Origin of the sequence: Providencia sp. Me31A (assembly GCF_050487165.1) — a bacterium.
Taxonomy (GTDB): domain Bacteria; phylum Pseudomonadota; class Gammaproteobacteria; order Enterobacterales; family Enterobacteriaceae; genus Providencia.
The window spans coordinates 58899-78852 of record NZ_JBKQGZ010000023.1 but is presented as its reverse complement, the minus strand read 5'-3'; the positions used below and the strand labels follow the sequence as shown (position 1 = coordinate 78852).

The window sequence follows — 19954 nt, the reverse complement described above, 5'->3', positions numbered from 1 at the left end:
AGTTAGCGTGCATTTCTTCATAGATACTTTGCTGATTTTCTTTCGTTTCTGTTGTCGTTTCTTCCAAATTAGCAATAGCCGTTTTTTGAGAGTCAACAACACTACTCACATCCGACAGCTCGCGCCCCTGTTTATCAATATCCTCCTTCAGTTTGTCATCACCCGCTTTAATATCCGCAGTAAGCTGTTCTCGGGTTTGTGCAAGTGCATTGTCTTGTTCAACCTGAACTTTTTTGATTTCAGTGATATTTGCTTTGGTGTCATCAATATGCGCTTTAAGCTGAACACCCGTTTCCGCTATCGCTTTATCAGCCGTCGCTATCGCTTTTTCATTCCGTAAAATGCTGGCTTCAGAGGTTCGCAAACGGTCAGTCATTTTGCTAAAGCTGGCAATGGTCTGCATGGCCGTTTCAGCTTGTGCAATTTCCTTGTTGGTGTTCGCAATTTCCATGCGAGTAATTGCACCGTAGATGTCACCAAACTCCGCAATCGTGGACTGCTTGAACTCGGCTTGTGCTTTTTCCAGCGTGGCTGTCGCGTTTTCCACTTGCGTGACTCGCCCTGTCACGCCCTCAACATCAGCTTTGACTTGGTCAATTTTTTCCGCTGAAGCTTTCTCATACGTGGCTTGCGCCTGTTTAACTTCTAAAATTGATGATGTATTAGACGCTATTGTAGCGCTCGTTTGGGTCTGCCAAAGTGCTGCAGCTTCTCTATCAGCAACTTGCACTTGCTTGATTTCAAAGATTTCCGCTTTACGATCTTTAACTTCCTCATTCAACTTAAAGTTTACGCGCGTTGTATACTGCACATTCTGCAGGACAGCTTCACCCACAATTTCAACGTTCGTATTGAGTTGAAAGACTTTGTTATCAAGTTCAATTGTCTTGCTATCAACATTGACAATGTCATGCTTAATTTCGAGTTGTTCGAGCGTTAAGTCTTCAATGTGATCCTTATTGAAGTCGATTTGCTCCTGCAGTTTCTGACCGGCTTCATTGCTGAGAAAAATATTACCCAGTTCATCAACCATATCTTTTGGCGTTCCGTCAGCCTTTCCTACGGCTTCAACAAACTGCGATTTTCCGTAGCTGTTAACAGTTCGAACATAAAACCAGTAATCAGTGCCGGCTTTTAAATTCTCCTTCGTCCAGAATTGCCCCTGCCCTTGGCGATTGGCTTTTGTAGTGACTTCAATGTCATTCGTGCTGGCCAGTTTCTTGTCGCTGAACCAGAATTCAAACGTATAGCCGTGTTGTGCAGTTTCGCCGCCATGCGGGATACAAGTCAGTGAAAACATGCCGCCAATCATTTCAACACTAACGGGTTTAGGTGGAGCCTGAATATCAAAATCAATAATCGCAGGGGCAGACATCGCACCAGCGGCATTGATTGAGCGAACTTCGGCACGATAAGAGCCACGTACAAGACCCGATAAATCCACTCTATCCTGTGGCACCTGAATGGACTGGATCACTTTGCCGCTTTCAATAATGTTTACTGTGTTATAGCGAACATCTGCAGCTGCTGATTGCCAGCTCAAATACCCTTGAACCACCTCACCAATATTAGTGGCCACAAAAGCAAGGTTAAGCGGTGGAGCTACCCCGCCAGTCGGTAAAACAGTGAATGGAGGACGAACAAAAGGTTTACCAATTATATCCTCATAGATATAAGCCCCGTCCTCCTCGAGGAGAATGTCAACGCCCTCTTGCGGATGAAACTTCCATTCAGCAACCCGAAACTCAAGGCTTTGAATACCAATTTGAGGCAGGTTTAATAAAATCACCTCTCCTGGTCTATAGGCGTAACCATCCATATTCATGCGTAATTGAACACGACGACCCGCCCGTTTTTTACGTAGGTATAAATTAGAGAGACGTGCCGCTTGGTATGGGCTAGTGACAAAGCGATAGTCCATATTTTCTTTGATTTCTAAACCGTCCTCATCAACCCATTCATCAACAATAACTGGCTCAAAATCGGTTTTAATGTACTGCTGCTCTGCATCAACAAACGTGCCGTAAATCGCGTTGGTTGCATCTCGCAGGGCAAGCTCAGGCGTAATATTAACAGTATCAATAATTTGATTAGGTTCGATGCGTAATACAGCTGGTCCATTATATGCTTGCATTAAAATACCGTGTTTACCTGCAACATAAGTCGGCTCAGCTGCAATGCATTTATGCATGTGATCCAGTATCGCGGATGGAGACTCAGAAAGCTCATAAGCCCCATTAATGGTATAGCGAGGTTCGGTGTTACCTTCCGGTGTCGTTACTGGCTCATCGCACAAATCAGCAACAACTTTGAATGCGTCAAAATCAATGTCTGAATCAGGCACGCTCAAATAGCTACGATAGAAATCAAGAATAACCAGTGCGCCGTTATTACTCCACACCGTTTTGTCTGTGCGCGGATCGTAAATTTGCTTCCCCCAAACTTCGACTTTTACATTGGGTACGCCGTACGGGAATTTCTCAGCATCGTATTTCAGCGTTAAACGTAGCCATGCCAAACCATCCCCGATCATATCCTCTTTCCATGATGGCGCATTTTTCAGCATGTACGGATCGCAATCTGTACGGCCATTATGGAATTCATAGCTAGCCTTATCACCGAAAGTACCGATTAAATCATCGTTCAGCCAAATCTGGCCAATACGGTCAACTTTATGTGCAGCAATGGCTAATGCCATGAATAATCGTTCGTTTTCTGTTTGGTCGCCCTTTTCTTCTTCAGCAAAAAACAGTAACCCGGAACAAACCGTTTTCCCAACAATGATAGTTTCTGGCGCAGTCGGGGAGCGGAGCATTTGCTTGCGTTCTGATTGGTCTCGATACCCCATTGACGGCATTTTATCTTTAAATAACCTTGAACCTGCGAATTGCGTTGCCATGCCCGCCGCAATCATAGCCCAACCTGCTGGGCCACCCATCATGGCACCCGCTATCATTAAGCCGGTAGAAACGATATTTGATACAACTTTACCCATCTACTCGACCCTCCATGCTTTGATTGGTTGATGGTTAACAGGTAATACCCCGCTTTCAGTGACAGACCACACCTTGCCTGCCCAAAGCACGCCAAGAGTTTTACCTTCATCGCCATTAAACATAACAATGTCGCCCCTCGTAGCTTTGTCTGGTTCGATTTCGGTAAAGAAACTTGATAGGCCGGACTCTAAGTCACCAAATTCCGACTTTAAGACTCGCATAGCCCCTGATTTTGTCTTATAGCGGCCACGAACTTTTTCAGCGATATCGATACCACATACAGCAAGTGCGCAATCAGCCGCAAACAAACAGCAGTCATGCCCCCCCCATGAAAAAGGGCGACTCATTGCCGCCCTTAAGGTTTCAGGTAATTGTATGGTCCATTGAGGATGTCGCATTTACTTACCTCCAAATGTAAAAAATCCTCAGTTAAGAGGCCTTGCGTGCGAATTAGTTTTAGTGCTTATTTGTAAATGAAGGCTGGCGCATCCTTTTTACTGCCCCAATAAATCGAACGTTCTGCCATCTGAGCAACATATCGAAATATACGGTCACCATTGTGACGTTTAGACCAGGATTCATCTGTGAAACGGTCAGGCAGCCCCATTGACCAACGTTCAAAACGATTTGATACCGTGAGCCCTATTTTATTCTCTTCGCCTGTGGTAACGCTTAGATTCGCTATTTGCCCTGCGAAAATAACATCCGCTAACATCGGTTGCCCATTATCTTCATCTATTGCCACCAGCATAAGGCGAACATCACGTCCACGACTTCGCTCATTGAGCACTTCACCGACTAGCTTTGAATCAAAACCGCTTAGTGATAGCAATAGTTGAGTTGGGCTGGTTGATAGTCCCTCTTTTACTGATTCAACCGCGCCAAGTTGGCCCACACCTTGATAAACTTCACCCGCGATAATGAGATTGCCTGTTCCCGTATGAACACACGTTACGCCCGATTTTAAATCAAGCTTTGCAGCGACAACCAAATAGCAATCATCATTAATGGCTTTAACCATTTCGTCAGATAAGGGATGGTAAATCATTAGTAAAGTGCCTCCTCAAATTCGAGTTCAACATCCGACCGTAAATAAGGGTGAAATTGAAAATCTCCTTGCTCATTGTCTACCGGCTTAAATATTCCATAAGGTTTAGCAACCTCCACTTTCTCATTAAGAACCGGTGAATATCGAAGCATAGGGGAGATGGCAATAACCGCATTCCCACTTGCATCACTTTTGATATTCTCGGTCACCATTTTGAGTTCATTATTAACAGTAAGGTAATCGCCTTTTCTCAGTACATTAGTGTTAGGCTTCCAACCTTTCGTTTGCAGATATCGTCCCGTTTGATTGGATGCACTCACTAAAGGTGTTCCCATATTAGCAACGCCTTTTCGTGCCCAGTTCGATAGCTTAACTCGCCCACTCTCACCATCAAGCGAAGCCATAAGAACTTCAAGTTCTCTTGATTCATCGTCTGTTAGGTTTGTGAAACTGAGTGAACAATGCCATTTACTGCCGGGGAAACGTACTGTTTGGGAACTGCCTGTGAATACTGAAGTAAAGGTTTTACTGTTACTAATTAATCGCCATGACATTTCGTTGGGGTTAATACCCGAAGGCCATTCGATAACTGACATAATTTATTACTCTAGTAGTTTTCTCGTATTTCCATTAGTGGCAAAATCACGCTGAATTCTTGCCACCGCTTCATCAGCTCCTCTTTTTGCACCAACAGATGCCGCTTGTTGTAATGCTTTTATGAGCGCTTTATCTCCATTTCCATTCACAGAGATAGTTTGTTCAATAGTTTGATGAATGGTGATAGTCGACTGAGAATTTTCATTGGTTTCAGTTGCATTGTTAACGCTCGAATTATTTGTGGTGTTATTTGTTTGGCTTGCAGGGTGAAGGTATTTCATTGCATAAGCATCAGGACTTAATTGATAATTTGGCATCTCCCCTGTATTCATTAAATCGTACAGGTTTTCCTTTCCTATGCTATTGGTTGCTTCTTTATTAAAAACGAACTCATCTTTATGCACTATACCAGCCGGATCATATTTACCGCCCCTGCCTGTATAACCACCTGAACTATAAGCCCTCCAACTCGTTGACATTCCCATGGCGCCAGTTCCCGATGTAGAGGCCCCCGCACCGGCAGCCGCCCCTGAACCGCCAGCTATGCCGCCAAATAATCCAGTGATAGCATTTGTGATCTGCGCCTGAATAGCGATCCGGATTAAGTCTTTAATGATAGACTTAGATAAATCGGCAAAAAAGTCACCAATCGCATCAAAGGCATTTTTAGAATTGGTCACAATGTCAGTTAACGCATCAGCAGAGCCGCTTGTGATATTTTGCAGCGAATTAGTAATGAATCCTTCTGCTTGCTGGCTATAATCCCTCGCGTTATCGGCGTAGTTCTGCAATGCCATATGTACACCGAGTGTCCAGTTACCCCGCATCGCATCTTGTTTCACATGAAAATCCTCAAGCATTGCTAAGCGCTCTTGTAGTTGACTAGAAATGAACTGTGTTTCTTCGTCATACATCGCCTTTGTCATACCTGTGGACTTATCTTGAAACTGCTTTTGTAAGTCCGCTTGCTTACGCTCAAATTCCGCTTCGATTTGGAAACGTTCTTGCATCCTGCCTTGTGCTAGTGTCCCCATACCAGCCATTTCTATTGTCTGGTTATAGCGTTTCTGCGCTTGTTCGGCTTCCTCCATCATTTGCTTATGGAATGATGCAATTTTTACTTCGGCTTCACGATGCTGAATAGTTTTCTCAATTTCTGCATTGCGCTTCATTTCAAGGGTGATCAGTTCAGCATTAGCAAGTAGTGATTTTTGATCTGCGGTGAGGGTTTTCTTAGACTTTATGTCAGCGAGCTGCTGCTCCCATTTAACTAATGCTTGTTGCTGACTACCTAAGCTACCGTTGGTATCTCGCTGTTGAATTAACACCATCTGCTGTTCTTTAAGGCTTGATAGCATTTTTTGAGCGGCAGATTCAGAATAAGTGGAGGTTTTATTTAGCTCCCTTTGCTTTTCAAGGTTATCATACTCAATCCCCGCAAGCTCACGAGCTTCTTTAATACCATCACTATTTGCGCCTGCTCTTATCGCTGCTTGCTCAGCTGCTAATTGTGCTCTCGTCCTACCTGCAACTTTAGATAACTCAACTTGTTGTTTCATTCCTTGAATAAATTTATTAGCATCATCACCGCCGTAATTTAACAATAATGATTGAGCGTTAAACTGCTTCATTGCATTAGTTGAAATACCTAATTTTTGCGCTAGAAATGATTGGGCATCAGCAAGCATTCTAACTTTAGGCTCCGCCGATTCCAAAGCGTCAGACTGTTGACGTGCAACATGCATTTGTTCAACAACAACACTAGAAAGTTGTTGATTAACCTTTGCCTGCGCTTCCTCAGCTAATGAAAGCTTAGTTACTATAGCTTGGCGCTCTGCATACGCTAGCTTTAGATCATCAGATGCTTTCTTAGCTGCCTCAACGGCCTCCTGCCTATCCCAAGATAACCCCTTACCAGAATCAACTACTTTTTGAGCTCTTAAGTATGTCCCTTTTAGACTTTCTATTCCTGCATCCGCAGTAGCTAAATCGTCTTTAAGTTGGCTAACATTTTTAATGAGTTTCACGGAGACAGAGTCCAGCTCAACTTTATTTAATTTTTTTAGGTTACTAATTAAACCAGGAATTTCATCTGTAAATGCCCTAGTTTTCTCTCTCGCCTGCTCTGCTTGTTGAGAATAATAGTAAAGACCAGCGCCTGCTAACATCGCAAACCCAACAGGGCCACCAACTAAAGCTAAACTTCCTTTTAATAGGTTAAGGGAACCACTCGCGGCTCTTGCGGAGGCTGCCGCTGCTGATTGCGCTGCTGTGTATGTATTTGTTGCATTTGTTGCTGCAACAGTCGCCGCAGTCATTGCAGACCGCGAAGCCGTAATTTTAGCCTCTGCAGTGCTGATCGCTGCAGCTCTTGCATTCGCGGTCGCTGTTTCTGCTGCCGCTAATTGACGAGTTAATACTAATGATGATTGTTGCAACTCAGCCATTCGCGTCGCCGTTGCTATTCTTCCTTGTTCAGATATCTGTGATTTGGCTCGTTGTACTTCAAGTGCTTTTTCCGCCTCAATTTGAGATATTTTAACTTTAATGCTATTAACCTCAGCCTGAGCCAACTTAACCTCTGCAACAGAAGCTGCATTTGTCGCCTTGATGCCCTCATACTCTTGCATCATTTTTGCATGAGATGTTTGTATTGCAGCTTTATCAGCGTTCACTCTTCTCAAAGTCGATAGTGCTGCTTGTTCGGCTGCTGCGGTTACTGCTGCTTCTGATTTCGCCTGTGCTGCTGATGCAGTCATTATTCTCAGTTTTTCTTTGCTTGCGTTAGCTAATGCACCGACATATCTTGCACCAATTACACCTGCGCCTATTAAAAATACTTCCGTTAAGGATTCTAAATTTTCTGACCCTGATACGGCTAAATCACGTAATCCTGCAGAAAATGACTTTATAAGCTCATCATCACCTAAAAACTTGGTGAGGTTATTATTAGCAATTAATAACCCTTGGGATAAGGTTGCTGTGGTATTCGCAAATTCTTTTGCAATTGCATCTCCTTGAGATAGAAGCCCATTGACCACAACATCATTCGTTAGTTTTCCTTGAGCCGCCATCGCTCTTAACTGTCCAATATTAACACCTAATGAATCAGCTAAGGCGACCATTAAGCGGCTACCCTGCTCGGCTACAGAGTTAAACTCTTCACCCCGTAAAACCCCAGAGGCTATACCTTGAGATAACTGGATTATGGCATTTTCAGCCTCTTGCGCTGTTGCCCCTGATACCGCAAAACCCTGATTGATAATCGTGGTTAGCTTTGCTAACTCAGTTGCTGACGTCCCATACTCTCGGGTTCCTCGTTCCAATCGAGCATACAGTGTGGCCGTTCCGTCTAGGCTAGCTCTTGTTTCTTGTGATATATCAAAAACACGCTTCATCACTTCAAGCTGAGTTTCACTTGCTTTAGTGGCATTTGCTAGTTTATTAGACAATGTCATCCATGAATCTGAATATTTTAAAACAGCAGATATTGATAATGCACCCGCAGCAGTTGCAGCTATTCTTTTTAAAGAAGCACTAAATGCATCAGTAGATTCTACTGCTCGCTCCCCACGTTGTGTTAATCGGTTTAATGATGATGCCAAGGTATCTGAGTTTCGTTGTGCTGCTGCGCTATCTAAAATAATGGCTAGCCTTGATGATTGCTCTGACATTTTCTATCCCCCTAAAATGCAAAAAACCCGTCAGTTGACAGGGTCTCACTAAAAACAGACAAATTTTATATTGTGTTATTTTTAGTTAATTACTAATGAATTATCAATGATAATAACAGTTAAATTAATCACTGGTTTTATCTTTGAGCATGATTAATTTAGCTATCACAACAGCTGGAATAACAATAAAAACAAAGCTAATAACTTTCAATAGGCAACTATTCTTGATTAATTTAGCTATAGATGGCCCTTTTTTGTAATACCACTTTACAAAATTAATGCCAACTCTACTTTTTAATAGATAACGATCTCTGAAATTTCTTAACGTGATAACAGGATAAGAATATTCATTCCCCATAGTTGCTGTTACAACAAAACATGAGCTTTCCGGTTTAGCTGCTACTGGATTAGGTAGTTTGTATTCTGGGTTTAATTTTTTTAATATTTCACCATACTGCGTCATTGTCCCCCTAACCACTTTCTCATATTCTGGGGCTAAGAAAACTGATTTTGATGTATTATTATCATATGGATCTGTGTATGCGATCCCCTCAATACTCCCTTCACATAACGTAATTATATTTCTCAGTATAATTTCATTTTCTGGATCGTAGGCGTGTGCCAGTTCATACATGGATATCATCTGTTGTATTTGTACTATGTGGGCTGGCCATGTATCTGGTAGCGCTATAAATTCAATGGCATGATTACGGCACAACGAATAACATGCAGTTACTATCTCATTAATAGACCTAGCGCATTCTTTTTTTAGTTCATCAGGGTTATCTGAGAATTTCAACGCACTTTCAAATGCAACCGTCATCTCGCCAAATCTAAGGTTACTTATAGATGACAACCAGCCTGATGCCTCTCCTTTACCAAACCAAGCATTAACATTTATAGGGTCTAGCTCCAAAACTTTATTAAAATAATTCAATGCTTCATCATTATTACCAGCTAGCGCAGCTGTTCTTGCCAATACTAAATAATTATCTTTATTATCCATTATCACACCATCAAATTTAGCTTAAATATACAGTTCGATTAAAGCATTAAAAATGTAATTGGTGTTACTGTTCTTATTTACAGCAATGCAAAACACCTCTGTTAAGAGGTGTTTGTGCGACCTCAATTGTAAGTCTATCCTTATGTTAGTTCTTATCCATCCTTTCTTGCTCTTTCATCCATTCTTCACGAAATAAATCATCAAGTGCAAAAATAGCCGCCTCAAACTCTCTACGGCTTATCGCTGTCGGTTTTGATGAAAGATACTGATCAATATCCCCAAGAGATAAAGGTAATGGACAGGCGGTCATACCTGCATATCGACGGTTACGACCGATAACACTGTAGGCAATTAAAAGCTCGTTAATAACACCATCAAATTTAGGAGCTGGCATCTCGGGAAGCCCTAATTGCTTTCGCTTCCACTTGGCTTTATCCCCTTGTAGCCCGCCAAACTCAGTGAGCCACTTTTGAGCCTCTATGACTTTTTTACTGTTTCAGCCACATGCTCAGATTCTTCTTTGCCTAACTCAATCGCGGCATTAAGAATTTTCCAGTAAAACTCGGGGTTTTGTTTTAATAATATCGCCCCACGTTCAGGCGTGTATTCAATGGCGACTTGCTTACCTTTCGCATTCAGTTCCCCTACACCTTGCCAATCTTTCAACAAATAACGTGCTGTTGTAGCCATTAATAAATCGTCAGGTGTTTGAGTGATATCAATTTTGGTGATGTCAAACTCGGGTGTGCCTACGTTCATTTTGTTATCAAGTCGGTCAATATGGCGGTAGATAGTTGCGCTTGTTGTGCGGTAATTTTCATTTTCAATTGAACCCACGAGCAATTTGACGCCTTCTTGCGGTTCAATCCATTTTGTGACTTCTAATTTTGAATCTTCATTGAGAATTAGCATTGGTTTACCTTTAGCGATGAAAAGCCCGAATTAACGGGCTTAAGGTGTTAAATTACTTACTCGGCTCGACCACTGGCGGGATACGTGTAATGGTTGGTGGTGTGTCTGCGGCGGTGATGTTGAGTTGAACCTGAATAATGTCAGTGTTGCCACCATCCGGCCAATCACCATCAACCTGCACAGCTGGGAATAAAAACGTATAGCCTCCTTCCGCATTTTGCAGCGTGAACTCAAACGGGATGGTTTCACCGGTTAATGTTTTCTTCCAAATTTCCCATGCTGCTTTAGACCAGGAGAGCGTAATACTGCCTGAAGGGGTAAAAGTAGTCGGAATATTCGCCCCCGCAAAGGGTGTTCCGGTACCAATACAGCGCTGAACCTGCATGTTGTTGTCAAAGTTCAAGCTAAACGAATCAACACAGAAGCCATTACCGCCTTGAATGCCATTAAGCTTAAGGTTAGTGACCTCTTTAAAGCTGTAACGCAATTTTCCCGCATTATCGACTGGTTCAGTATGGTATTTAGTGCCATCACCTTTCGAGTCAAATCCAAGCCCGGCAAAGGTGATCGAAACTGTTACATCACCATCCGCTGGCGTTTCGAGTTGCATTGCGCCTACCTGACAACCGCGAGCAATTGACGCGACACCAATGTCAGCGGCAAATGTTGCTAATGAGAAAGTGATCCGCTCATTGCCCATTGTTAAGGTATTGCTTACCCACTCAGCGCCAAAGCAAGATGCTAAAAATGCATCATGTTGCCCATAGCGAAACTTAGCTCCGATATCGCCACCCACGTCGACGGTGGTGAGTGACTTACCTTGCGCCATGCGAGAGCCGCCAATTTCGTCATTATCAGACGTGTTTTGTGTGGGTTTTACGCCATAACTTGTTCGCGTTAATAAATCCCACTTGCCACTTGTCGGAGTGACACCCGTTGTTGTCTCACGGATAAACGCCGTGATGACCTTAGCACCTGATGACATTTAGCCTCCTATAGTGCGCGATATGGAATAGATAAATTGAGTTGATACCAACCATGACCTTCATCGCCAACATCATCAGCAGATACCGAAAAATAATCCAATTGGCCGTCTGTTTGGTTTTCGAATAAGTCTTTCAGTTTGTCTGCCGTTTGAGTGATAAAAAGCGTGCCCGTTTCCAAGGGAACAAATAATTGAATAAATGCGATGCCAGTACGATGAACCACGGGGCCACTTCCAATTTCTTGTGTGCCTGATAAGCCATGCTTGATAGTTAGACGTGCCCAAATAGTTTTCCCCGTTGGGTCATACGGCTTATCGTTGGGGTATCTCACATCATTTTTGGCAATAGTGGTCTGTGCCGTCATACGCTGAATGATGGCATTTCTAATTTCCGTTAATGTCATTTGTATGCCTGTGCTATGCTTTCGAACGACAACCGATAAACGCCCTCCGGCGCTTGGCCAGAATGACCATTTTCAAGACTCGAAGCATAGGGGAGATTGTTTTGAATATAGATGACAGGAAAACGCTCTCGACTGGCTTCGCCTATTTTACCGATCCCCATCGAGTAAGCCTGAACCCCACTACTTGAACCACGCTCTAATGTAGCCCCTCCCGTAAAGCCCGTTTCGCTGTAATCAGGATGTTGAATGCTCACCGCATTGTTATTGCGGAACCGCCCCGTATCAACCGGTGAACGTTGCACAATCTCAGTCAATAACTGTATAGCGATAACCCGCATTTTTCGGTTTACATCGGCTTCAACGAGCCCCGCAAATGCGGAAGGAGGAATAGACCAGCTTTGCTTCGCCATATTATCCCCCTCTTAATTGAATGGAGTATGTCGCGCCTGTTGGGTCAGTCCCCACCGATTTAACGGTGTACGCCCTCAACTCGTGAGTGACGAGGTCTTTTGTCGTGATGGTATGGTTAACTTGAGGTACGCCAGTGACTTCATTGGTTAATGCGGTGAGTTTCAAATCCCCCATGAGGATATTCACGTTATCAATTTTTGAGGTCGCATAGCGCGATAAAACACCCCGCCCTGAATACTCAATAACCGTATCAGTACTGGTTTCTGTTACGGGGTCCCAATCATCGCCCTTGATGATATATTTCCCATCAAAAGCATTGACAGCGTCCGCGAGGTCTTCATCAAACGCAGCAGCTAATTCAGCTTGTAGTTCGTCACGTAATCCCATCATTACCCCCTTCGCAGTCGGACTTGGTGAGTGTTAACCCCGTATTGACTAAGTAAGGCTAACGCCAGTTGTAAATCAGGGTCTAAACGTGTGGTACTGCCTGAATTCAACTCCGCATAGGATTTAGATACTGAGGCTCCATCGGCATCAACCTTTTTACTGGTCAGTGAACCGGTATCCGATTGCTGATAAAGCTTGCCTTTAGAAGCAACCTCAGCCGCATAAGCCCCCGCTTGTTTTACATCATCAGGAATATCACCATGGCCAAAATCACGAAGATTCAGTGAGGTTAGCCATGCGTTGGCTGATAGTACGGATTTAGGCTTTTTAGCCTCATCAACCCAATCAGCCCCCAGTTTTAAATCGACATCCTCAATCGTGATATATTCGACCATGAAATGCCCTTACTTAGCCTGCCAGCCCTCATTCGTCCAGCGTTCAACTTCATTGGGGTGAACATCGGCATCGATGCCACCTCGAGTCATTACGACCAGATCAATACCTTTTTCTTGCTGTTCATCGAGCGTTTCATTGGACTGTTCTACATCCGCTTTTTTATTCGGTGCCTTGGCCATATTCATTTCTCCAAAGAAAAAAGGAGCCGAAGCCCCTTTATGGTTTAACCTAAGATAATGCAGCTGTGCTCTGTCTTAACTGGTGCAACACCCCATGACAGACCTACTTCATAACGTACTTGGCGATATTGGCGATAAAGCGCCACTTGGAAGGTAATGCCTGACTTTGGATCTGTCACATTCATGACATCATCTGCGGTATCGCCACCTTCTGGCATTGCTGGAGTACGTGCCGCAAGTAAGAAAGCTCCACGGTCAAAGGCCATATTTGCCGTATAAGTACCCAGCACCGTAATAACAGCATCATCCGCCAAGTCTTGACGTAAGCCCGGAGCCGCTAACGTAATAGTTGATGCTGTCGCTACTGCAATAACGTATTGATGAGCATCACCCGCAAACGTAACAATATCACCGGCTTTGAAAGCGCCCGTCCCTGTGTCCACAGCAATAAGGATATCGCCTTCTTCTTTCTCACCATTAACCAAATAACCCGTTGCTGCAGAAGCGTGTTTTTTCACGTTTGCGGATTCGTGAATATTAAAGCCTTCTAAGCGACCAATGATCCCCTCACGCAATAACGCATCGGTGCCTGATTCATTCACTTTAAACAGAACAGACTGTTTACCGCGCAAATTAGCAATCGCGGAAGAGCCTAACACCATCTGTAAATCGGTGGTTGGTGCCCCGTTATCGCTCATCACTTGACGAGCATCTGCCGCATCACTTAAATCACCCGCCACACCAAATGGCGCTTTGCCTGCTTCACCTACAGCGCGAGAAGACGCGTAGTAAAGTGCGGCGAGGTCGGCATCCACTTCATTCGATAGCGCACGAAATGCCTGTGTGAACTGGTCGGCAAGAATGGTGTTATAGGTTCCTGCTGGCCCTAATGCGAGCTGTTCTTCACCATTCCATTTGACCGGTGCCATTTTGGATTTAGTGATCTTAACTTCAACGTTACCGATTGATTGATCGCCATCATTCGGCGCAGTTGCACCCGGTTCAATATCAACCGTTTTTGCAATCGGTGCAACTGATGCGGTGACAGTTTGACCTTTCGCTGCCGCATCTGCTTTTGCGTTACGTGATACAGCGGGGATAAAACCAACTTGTTCGCGAGAGACGGTGTCTAGCGCGGTGTAAATAGTCGGGATAAGCCCTGTTAATGTATTGGACATGTATTATTCCTTATGGGAGTTAAATATGATTTGTATTTGAATGGCCTATCCAGACCTAACGATGCCCATCATCCGAAAGGCATCAGGAGAGAATTAATCAACAATGGTAATTTTATCTGCGAGCGCTGCATTTCTAGCTGCTGGATCAAGTGAATCAAACGCTGAGCGCTTCATTGTCTTTTGCCCTGCTTGATGCTGACTTGCTTTTGAACCCATGCCACTGTTATCAGAGGCTTTTAAAATGTGGTCTTTCTGTGGGTATTGCTCCACTAAAAATTCGAGCGCTTCATCAAACCCAGCTAACTCACCCGGCTTAGCACGAGAATAGATTTTATTACCCGACGGGTCATAGGCTACGACATTGCCGTCTTCAATTTTGAATGACTGACCGAAGCGAGCTTGAACAAAGTCAGCCGGAATGGCCATTTTGTCAGCGATGAATTTAGAGCCCGCAAAGCTGCCGCCAATCATTGAATTATAAAGCTGCTCTTGAAGTGTGTTAGCCTTGCTATTTGCTTCATCCAGTTGAGTCTGGAATGACTTAGTAATTTCAGCCTTAACTTGGTCAACCGCACCTGCATCAATCAGTTTCTTCTGGTCGATTTTGGTTAACGTCTCAATGGCTTCTAATGCTTTTTTGGGGTCTTCAATCCCTGCAAATTTAGCCAGATTCGCTTCCGCCGCTTCTTTGGCTTCACGATGTGATTTGGCTTCACCGTTCAATGAGGCAATTTTGCTAACCGCTTGCGCCGCATCGAAACCGATTTCTTTACCGTCATCGTGCTGATAAATCGGAAAGCCTTTATCATCAATTTCAGCGTAACTTTTACCATTCACTTCGACTGTTTTTAACTTCATTTTATCTTCCTCGCCTTCCGGCTTTAAAAGGTCATCCGACCGTTCGTTATGTGGCATCCGCCCAATAACAGGTATAAAAAAAGACCCCGTTAGGAGTCTTGATAATCAATTGGTTTTACAGCCCAGCGCGACGAAACGCCTCACTGTCTATTCGTTTAAGTTGCTCTAGCGATAGATACTCGCCTTTGTCGGTATAAAACTCATCAAACGATAAACCACCGTCACGCATGAGCGAGGCGCGCGTTTTACCCAGTATTTCATCTTGCCTATCTGGCTTTTGGTTTTTCAACCAATCCGAGTAATTAATCTCAGAGGGGATTTGTCCATCCATACTGGCTCTAGAGCTATTAGGAATATCGCGAATATCAAGCCCTAACTCCTTCGCGGATTTCAAAACAAGTACCTCAGTCGAACGACAGCAAAAATGCAGTTTTCCGGGTCCTTGCAGATACGGAATTTTATGGCCAATCGGTTTGTTGTCCATCGTGTACATAAGCTGATCACGAATTCGGCATTCTGGTGTTGTTCGATTATCCAGTGTTGATATCCAGCGTTTACCTTTGACGATATCGCTGTTTGCGTTAGCAAAATGATCGCGGCTCACGGATGCCATGTGCCCTAATGCCGTTTTGGTAATGCTAATGGCATTTGAACGACTTAATTGCAACGCACTATCCTGATAGCCTTTATTCGCGTGACCTCGTACCTTTCGAGCTATCTGCTCGGTGGTATCGCCCAACAAAAAGCCCTGTCTCACCACATTTGATATTCTGGCCATGCGGTCTGCTTCAAGGTTCTTCATCCAGCCTTTCAATAATCGCCCTTGAAAAGGTTGAGACATTGCAGCGGAATAGGCTTGTTGCGCGGAGATACTTTGCAGAGAAACCTGCTTAATGACTTGCTCTGGGATAGCGGTAGTAAATAACGATAACTGATAACCGGCTTCGTGTTGTGCAAAAGCTAACATTTCACTAGACAAGCTAGCCTGAATTGAATCAATCGCCTGTTTATTAACTTCTCGCACACTACCCAACAGGCTTTCTAATCGCTCAACAGTGAAACTCTTAGCATCTAGCCCATCCATCGCTACCAAAAGCCGAGCCACTAGCTCAGCATCGCTCTGGTTAAGTAAGTTAACTATTCGCTTAGCTACGCCAGTGCTGTACCGACTGACCCAAATAGCGTGAGCAATACTTTCATTTTGGATAAAATCATTTGCTGTCGCCATACGCTACTCCATGAATGAGGGGTCTTGATTTTTTAACTCATCAATAACCTCTTCTGGCTTAGTATCCTGGTCAATTAAACCTAACGCTTGTAATGCGCGAATCGCGTCAATACGACGAATATCCCCACCTTGACGCAAGGCTTGAACAGCCAGCGCGGCTGTTGAGTTAATCTCTTTGTCGCTGATTTCTAGCTCGGTTCTGACATCCACATTACCGCCGCTTGGCAAACCTTTATATTCAGCAAAAATTTGTAGGATGTTATCAAGCGCATCTTCGAGCGAAATCGCCATCGTGTAGAGTGGCGAGTTTTCCTGCATTTTCTCTTCGTTGGTTTGCTCGACAGATTTTGTCGATGTGTTATCACCTTTGATTAGCTTTGCACCAGCTTGGCGCATTTGCTGCTCTAAATCGGCAATCGATTCTTTGCCGGCACCAATAGCTGATCCCGTATGCTCAACATATTCAAGTCCGCCTCTGGTCTTATCCTCAAACTTAGTGGCTGATGATGACCCAATAGTAAGCTCTGCACCGTCATTCAATCCATAGGCAACCAGCAAGGGCACTCGCGCAACGTGCAAGATGTTGTCTTGTTCACTTTGGCTCTGCCAATGTTTGATATTCAAGATTGCTAAATTGAGTAGTGGCGGTGACCCGCGCATAAATCCGGTACGCTTGGTATAGAGCGTGACTAACGGAATATCATCGCGCGAGGTTTTCCATTCTTCATGGGGTACCCATATGTCACTCCCATCTTTACCTTTATTTCGACGGTAAATGACAACCTGACGGGGCATAATGTGGCGTATTTGCTCCACCTTTGTTTGCCCGAAGTCATCACCATCCACCGTGATAATTTCTTTCACTCGTAATTCAGTCAGGTAAGTTTTTCCACCTTTGGTTTCAGATTTCCAGCCAATCACTTGCCGAGGGTTAAGCATCGTCACATAAGGTCTAGCACCGAGTTTCTTTTCATCACTCTTAGTTTTTACCGCGTTTAAATCCACTCTCGGATAATCAACTAATGCATGTGCCAAGCCGTACTGTAATGCAATACTGAAAAAGTGCTGCGCCCAAACATCAAGGCGGCTCCCTTCCATATCGACGTCCGTCGTGATTTCCGCAACTTCTGGCGGAGTTTCTTCACTCAATACAATAGGCGCTGCGAGAACACGGCCTACGTTCTGATTAATGGTTTCTTCATAAGCTGGCAATAATGTTGCTGTCGCGAGCCTTTCCTTGTACGAGTCATTCTCTTCTTTAGGCCATTTGGGCATGTATTGCTCGCCTAACGTGCGCATGTACAACGTCCCGCCCATTAAGGCATCGTTGATATCCCAAGCCTCAACCATATCGTTATAGTCAAGGTTGGGAGTTGAAATATCAGGCATGATTTATATCCTAAGTTTAGTTACCGTTCCGGTAGGCTTGATAATCGGGAATTGTTTGACGATGTAATATCCACCAGCATCATTCGGGTGATCGTTATCGGACTTTTTATCCGGTTCCCCGCTTTTAGGATCCCAAACTTGCTGCTCAAGTGATTCACTGTATACAGGGCAGCGTTTGACATTCACTTTGTAACGCCTAGCTCCATCAGCATTACAGAACATTGCGTTCATAGAGTTAATCCGGTCTTTTACGGGTGGGTTTGTGTTATTAACGATAACGTGAAAACCTGCCTGTTTTAGCTGTGCAATATCTGTTGAGCTCGCATTATTCGATTTACGTGAATCCCCCGAAGCATCGGGATAAATATAAATCTCTCGGACTTTTTTATAATTTGAACCATCGTAGAGCCAGAAACGTTCTTTAATGATGCGGATCATATCGGGTGTGTCGTAGGCGTTAATGATTTCAGTAACAGCATGAGGCAAGCCCAAACGGAGTACATGAACAATTCCCGCCATCTTGCCAACGTTAAAATCCATGCCAATATAAAGCGTTTCCCCGGGCTGCTCTTCTTCCTCTGAATTATTCAGCTTCCTATCAAATGTGTGATAAATGGTACCGCTTGTTAAGTTAGTGAATTGCCCCCTCAAATAAGCCTTAATTAACTCAGGCGGGTAAGAGCTCATCAGTGAGGGGATATAATCAGGCGGTAAGTTTTTTTCATTGTCGAACGTAGAGGCTTGAACAAGACCATATAACGTACTTAGCTCAGGTTTGTCTCTCACCTCTTTTACGAATTGCTGATAAACAAACTTAAACCCTTCAGGGGTTGTTGTTACATCAATACCATTTCGTAAGCCAGTAACGTTATAACGCATACGAGCAATAATTTTTCGCCATGCCTTTTGAGCTTTGTCAGACTTCATGACATCAAGCTCATCAATTAAAGCATTACCTATTTTAAAACCAACGATAGTTTCGGGTTTTTCCATAGAACGGCAAATCACCGTGCCTCGGAATTTCCTACCTTCGTAAAAATGAACCTCTTTATTGCTTTCAACGATATTAACTTTAAGGCCCCAATCAAAGGCGACCTCTTCAATCGTCGGGTAGAAGATATCCCGTATTTGTGGGTAAGTTGGTGCAAAATACCCCTGATTGATTTTAGGAAATTCCCACATTCCCTTGCATATGCCACCGCAACCGACCCAAGTCTTACCCGAGCCAAACCCAGCCACGTATGCTTTAAACTTATGAGGCATTGCCAAGAATCGTGCCTGAGGGATATTAAGTGTCGGTGATATCATCATCCGCCCTCGCATCGACAACGTTAATATTAATCGCTACTGGAGTTGGGTTATCATCGTCAGCATTATCAGCAAGCTCTTTGCGCAGCTTCTCAACCTCTAATCGCCTGCGCTCCAATTCTATTTCGAGAATACGCTGAGCAGCTTCACTATCAGCAAGGCCTAGACGTTTCATTACCGCATCAAACATGCGCTCTCGATTAATTGAAAGTATCTCAACACCATTTTTACCCAATTTAACGCCTGAATAAGCCAAAGCTGCATCAGCATTAAGTTTTCGAGTATCAGGAAAAAATGGCTGTCCAATACCTTCACCATTGCATCGCGGGCATAGAGGATTAGGTTCCTTTGTGTGGTTGTAACCATATCCCCCCGTATCTTCAGGAGCTCTCTTTTTTCTTTCAGTTGCTTCAAGTCGTTTTTCTTCGAATTCTACTGCATCACGCCATTGATACTGATAACCGAACCCCCAACAATGACGACAACAACCACGTCGATATTGAGATAATTCATTCGCGTCAAATGTTGCAAGGCTCCATGCCTTAGCAAGTACCTCATCAGCTTTAATTAATGTGCGCGATAAAGACTGTTGTTGTTGGTGCGCAATTTCATTTGCAAGGCTAGTTTTGGCTAGTAGCTGTTGCCCAATATTTCTAGCACTTTTCTCACTATACCCAGCCCTTATTGCTGCTTGCGTTGCATTACCATCTATCAGGTATTCAGCAACAAAACGCTTTTGCTGTGGGGTAAGCTCTTTGTCTTTTGATAACGACTTTGCACTATTCTCAGTCTGCGCAGTGCGCAACTTCTTGTGCGCAGTTTTTTGCGCAGATTGCGCAGCCGGCTTTTTAATATATCGTCGCGCAGTTGCGTAATTAAGTCCCTGGTTCTCACACCACTCTTTAGGGGATATTCCTGATTTAGCATGTTCGGTGAGGAACTGTTGCTGTAGCGTCCCCCAATCCGGTTTAGCCATCGTGTTTATCTCCTATATAAAT

At 43.9% G+C, this 19954-nt stretch carries 20 protein-coding genes; all 20 read right to left on the bottom strand.

Going from position 1 to position 19954, the window contains the following annotated elements; all coding sequences use genetic code 11:
* The coding region (locus tag ACLPIE_RS18070) for a phage tail tip protein J-related protein (RefSeq protein WP_430263076.1) at positions 1–2995 on the bottom strand (2995 nt) is incomplete at its 3' end.
* Positions 2996–3394 (bottom strand): DUF6950 family protein, encoded by a 399-nt coding sequence (locus tag ACLPIE_RS18065; protein ID WP_430263075.1) that lies wholly within the window; start codon positions 3392–3394, stop codon positions 2996–2998.
* A 65-nt stretch (positions 3395–3459) separates the two neighbouring features.
* Complete coding sequence (locus tag ACLPIE_RS18060; protein ID WP_272658435.1) at positions 3460–4044, bottom strand: hypothetical protein; 585 nt, start codon at positions 4042–4044, stop codon at positions 3460–3462.
* A complete protein-coding gene (locus ACLPIE_RS18055) occupies positions 4044–4640 on the bottom strand; it encodes a hypothetical protein (RefSeq protein ID WP_430263074.1) in 597 nt (198 codons plus the stop codon). The genes ACLPIE_RS18060 and ACLPIE_RS18055 overlap by 1 nt, the downstream gene beginning before the upstream one ends.
* Positions 4641–4646: 6 nt before the next feature.
* Positions 4647–8315 (bottom strand): phage tail tape measure protein, encoded by a 3669-nt coding sequence (locus ACLPIE_RS18050; protein ID WP_430263073.1) that lies wholly within the window; start codon positions 8313–8315, stop codon positions 4647–4649.
* 124 nt (positions 8316–8439) lie between these two features.
* Entirely contained in the window at positions 8440–9321 is an 882-nt protein-coding gene (locus tag ACLPIE_RS18045; RefSeq protein ID WP_430263072.1) for a tetratricopeptide repeat protein, read from the bottom strand.
* 145 nt (positions 9322–9466) lie between these two features.
* Positions 9467–9715 (bottom strand): hypothetical protein, encoded by a 249-nt coding sequence (locus ACLPIE_RS18040; RefSeq protein ID WP_430263071.1) that lies wholly within the window; start codon positions 9713–9715, stop codon positions 9467–9469.
* 83 nt (positions 9716–9798) lie between these two features.
* On the bottom strand, positions 9799–10233 hold the full coding sequence (locus ACLPIE_RS18035; protein ID WP_272519504.1) for a hypothetical protein: 435 nt from the start codon (positions 10231–10233) through the stop codon (positions 9799–9801).
* Between the two features lie 52 nt (positions 10234–10285).
* The gene (locus ACLPIE_RS18030) at positions 10286–11218 is read right to left on the bottom strand and encodes a phage tail tube protein (RefSeq protein WP_430263070.1); all 933 of its coding nucleotides are present in this window, start codon (positions 11216–11218) and stop codon (positions 10286–10288) included.
* Between the two features lie 8 nt (positions 11219–11226).
* Positions 11227–11622, bottom strand: a complete 396-nt coding sequence (locus tag ACLPIE_RS18025; RefSeq protein WP_430263069.1) for a phage tail terminator-like protein — start codon at positions 11620–11622, stop codon at positions 11227–11229.
* Positions 11619–12032: an HK97 gp10 family phage protein gene (locus ACLPIE_RS18020; protein ID WP_369486947.1), complete on the bottom strand. Its 414-nt coding sequence runs from the start codon at positions 12030–12032 to the stop codon at positions 11619–11621. Before ACLPIE_RS18020 ends, ACLPIE_RS18025 begins: the two co-directional genes overlap by 4 nt.
* A gap of 1 nt (position 12033) precedes the next feature.
* On the bottom strand, positions 12034–12420 hold the full coding sequence (locus ACLPIE_RS18015) for a glutamate 5-kinase (RefSeq protein WP_226693486.1): 387 nt from the start codon (positions 12418–12420) through the stop codon (positions 12034–12036).
* A gap of 2 nt (positions 12421–12422) precedes the next feature.
* The gene (locus ACLPIE_RS18010; RefSeq protein ID WP_430263068.1) at positions 12423–12815 is read right to left on the bottom strand and encodes a protein singed; all 393 of its coding nucleotides are present in this window, start codon (positions 12813–12815) and stop codon (positions 12423–12425) included.
* 9 nt (positions 12816–12824) lie between these two features.
* A complete protein-coding gene (locus tag ACLPIE_RS18005) occupies positions 12825–12995 on the bottom strand; it encodes a hypothetical protein (RefSeq protein ID WP_430263067.1) in 171 nt (56 codons plus the stop codon).
* Between the two features lie 44 nt (positions 12996–13039).
* Positions 13040–14173 (bottom strand): P22 phage major capsid protein family protein, encoded by a 1134-nt coding sequence (locus tag ACLPIE_RS18000; protein WP_430263066.1) that lies wholly within the window; start codon positions 14171–14173, stop codon positions 13040–13042.
* Positions 14174–14266: 93 nt separating this feature from the next.
* Positions 14267–15031: a DUF6651 domain-containing protein gene (locus ACLPIE_RS17995; protein WP_430263065.1), complete on the bottom strand. Its 765-nt coding sequence runs from the start codon at positions 15029–15031 to the stop codon at positions 14267–14269.
* Between the two features lie 115 nt (positions 15032–15146).
* A complete protein-coding gene (locus ACLPIE_RS17990) occupies positions 15147–16259 on the bottom strand; it encodes a phage minor head protein (RefSeq protein WP_430263064.1) in 1113 nt (370 codons plus the stop codon).
* 3 nt (positions 16260–16262) lie between these two features.
* Complete coding sequence (locus tag ACLPIE_RS17985) at positions 16263–17648, bottom strand: DUF4055 domain-containing protein (RefSeq protein ID WP_430263063.1); 1386 nt, start codon at positions 17646–17648, stop codon at positions 16263–16265.
* Between the two features lie 3 nt (positions 17649–17651).
* Positions 17652–18959: a terminase large subunit domain-containing protein gene (locus ACLPIE_RS17980; protein WP_226693465.1), complete on the bottom strand. Its 1308-nt coding sequence runs from the start codon at positions 18957–18959 to the stop codon at positions 17652–17654.
* Complete coding sequence (locus ACLPIE_RS17975) at positions 18937–19932, bottom strand: terminase small subunit (protein ID WP_430263062.1); 996 nt, start codon at positions 19930–19932, stop codon at positions 18937–18939. The genes ACLPIE_RS17980 and ACLPIE_RS17975 overlap by 23 nt, the downstream gene beginning before the upstream one ends.
* Positions 19933–19954: the final 22 nt, after the last annotated feature.

Bases quoted from the DNA above. Each gene is read 5' to 3' on its own strand.
- ACLPIE_RS17990 (WP_430263064.1), bottom strand. From the start codon at position 16,259: ATGGCGACAGCAAATGATTTTATCCAAAATGAAAGTATTGCTCACGCT.
- ACLPIE_RS18005 (WP_430263067.1), bottom strand. From the start codon at position 12,995: ATGGCCAAGGCACCGAATAAAAAAGCGGATGTAGAACAGTCCAATGAA.
- ACLPIE_RS18030 (WP_430263070.1), bottom strand. From the start codon at position 11,218: ATGTCATCAGGTGCTAAGGTCATCACGGCGTTTATCCGTGAGACAACA.
- ACLPIE_RS18000 (WP_430263066.1), bottom strand. From the start codon at position 14,173: ATGTCCAATACATTAACAGGGCTTATCCCGACTATTTACACCGCGCTA.
- ACLPIE_RS18065 (WP_430263075.1), bottom strand. From the start codon at position 3,394: ATGCGACATCCTCAATGGACCATACAATTACCTGAAACCTTAAGGGCG.
- ACLPIE_RS18010 (WP_430263068.1), bottom strand. From the start codon at position 12,815: ATGGTCGAATATATCACGATTGAGGATGTCGATTTAAAACTGGGGGCT.
- ACLPIE_RS18015 (WP_226693486.1), bottom strand. From the start codon at position 12,420: ATGGGATTACGTGACGAACTACAAGCTGAATTAGCTGCTGCGTTTGAT.
- ACLPIE_RS18020 (WP_369486947.1), bottom strand. From the start codon at position 12,032: ATGGCGAAGCAAAGCTGGTCTATTCCTCCTTCCGCATTTGCGGGGCTC.
- ACLPIE_RS17995 (WP_430263065.1), bottom strand. From the start codon at position 15,031: ATGAAGTTAAAAACAGTCGAAGTGAATGGTAAAAGTTACGCTGAAATT.
- ACLPIE_RS18045 (WP_430263072.1), bottom strand. From the start codon at position 9,321: ATGGATAATAAAGATAATTATTTAGTATTGGCAAGAACAGCTGCGCTA.
- ACLPIE_RS18040 (WP_430263071.1), bottom strand. From the start codon at position 9,715: ATGCCAGCTCCTAAATTTGATGGTGTTATTAACGAGCTTTTAATTGCC.
- ACLPIE_RS17985 (WP_430263063.1), bottom strand. From the start codon at position 17,648: ATGCCTGATATTTCAACTCCCAACCTTGACTATAACGATATGGTTGAG.
- ACLPIE_RS18050 (WP_430263073.1), bottom strand. From the start codon at position 8,315: ATGTCAGAGCAATCATCAAGGCTAGCCATTATTTTAGATAGCGCAGCA.
- ACLPIE_RS17980 (WP_226693465.1), bottom strand. From the start codon at position 18,959: ATGATGATATCACCGACACTTAATATCCCTCAGGCACGATTCTTGGCA.
- ACLPIE_RS17975 (WP_430263062.1), bottom strand. From the start codon at position 19,932: ATGGCTAAACCGGATTGGGGGACGCTACAGCAACAGTTCCTCACCGAA.
- ACLPIE_RS18055 (WP_430263074.1), bottom strand. From the start codon at position 4,640: ATGTCAGTTATCGAATGGCCTTCGGGTATTAACCCCAACGAAATGTCA.
- ACLPIE_RS18025 (WP_430263069.1), bottom strand. From the start codon at position 11,622: ATGACATTAACGGAAATTAGAAATGCCATCATTCAGCGTATGACGGCA.
- ACLPIE_RS18035 (WP_272519504.1), bottom strand. From the start codon at position 10,233: ATGCTAATTCTCAATGAAGATTCAAAATTAGAAGTCACAAAATGGATT.
- ACLPIE_RS18060 (WP_272658435.1), bottom strand. From the start codon at position 4,044: ATGATTTACCATCCCTTATCTGACGAAATGGTTAAAGCCATTAATGAT.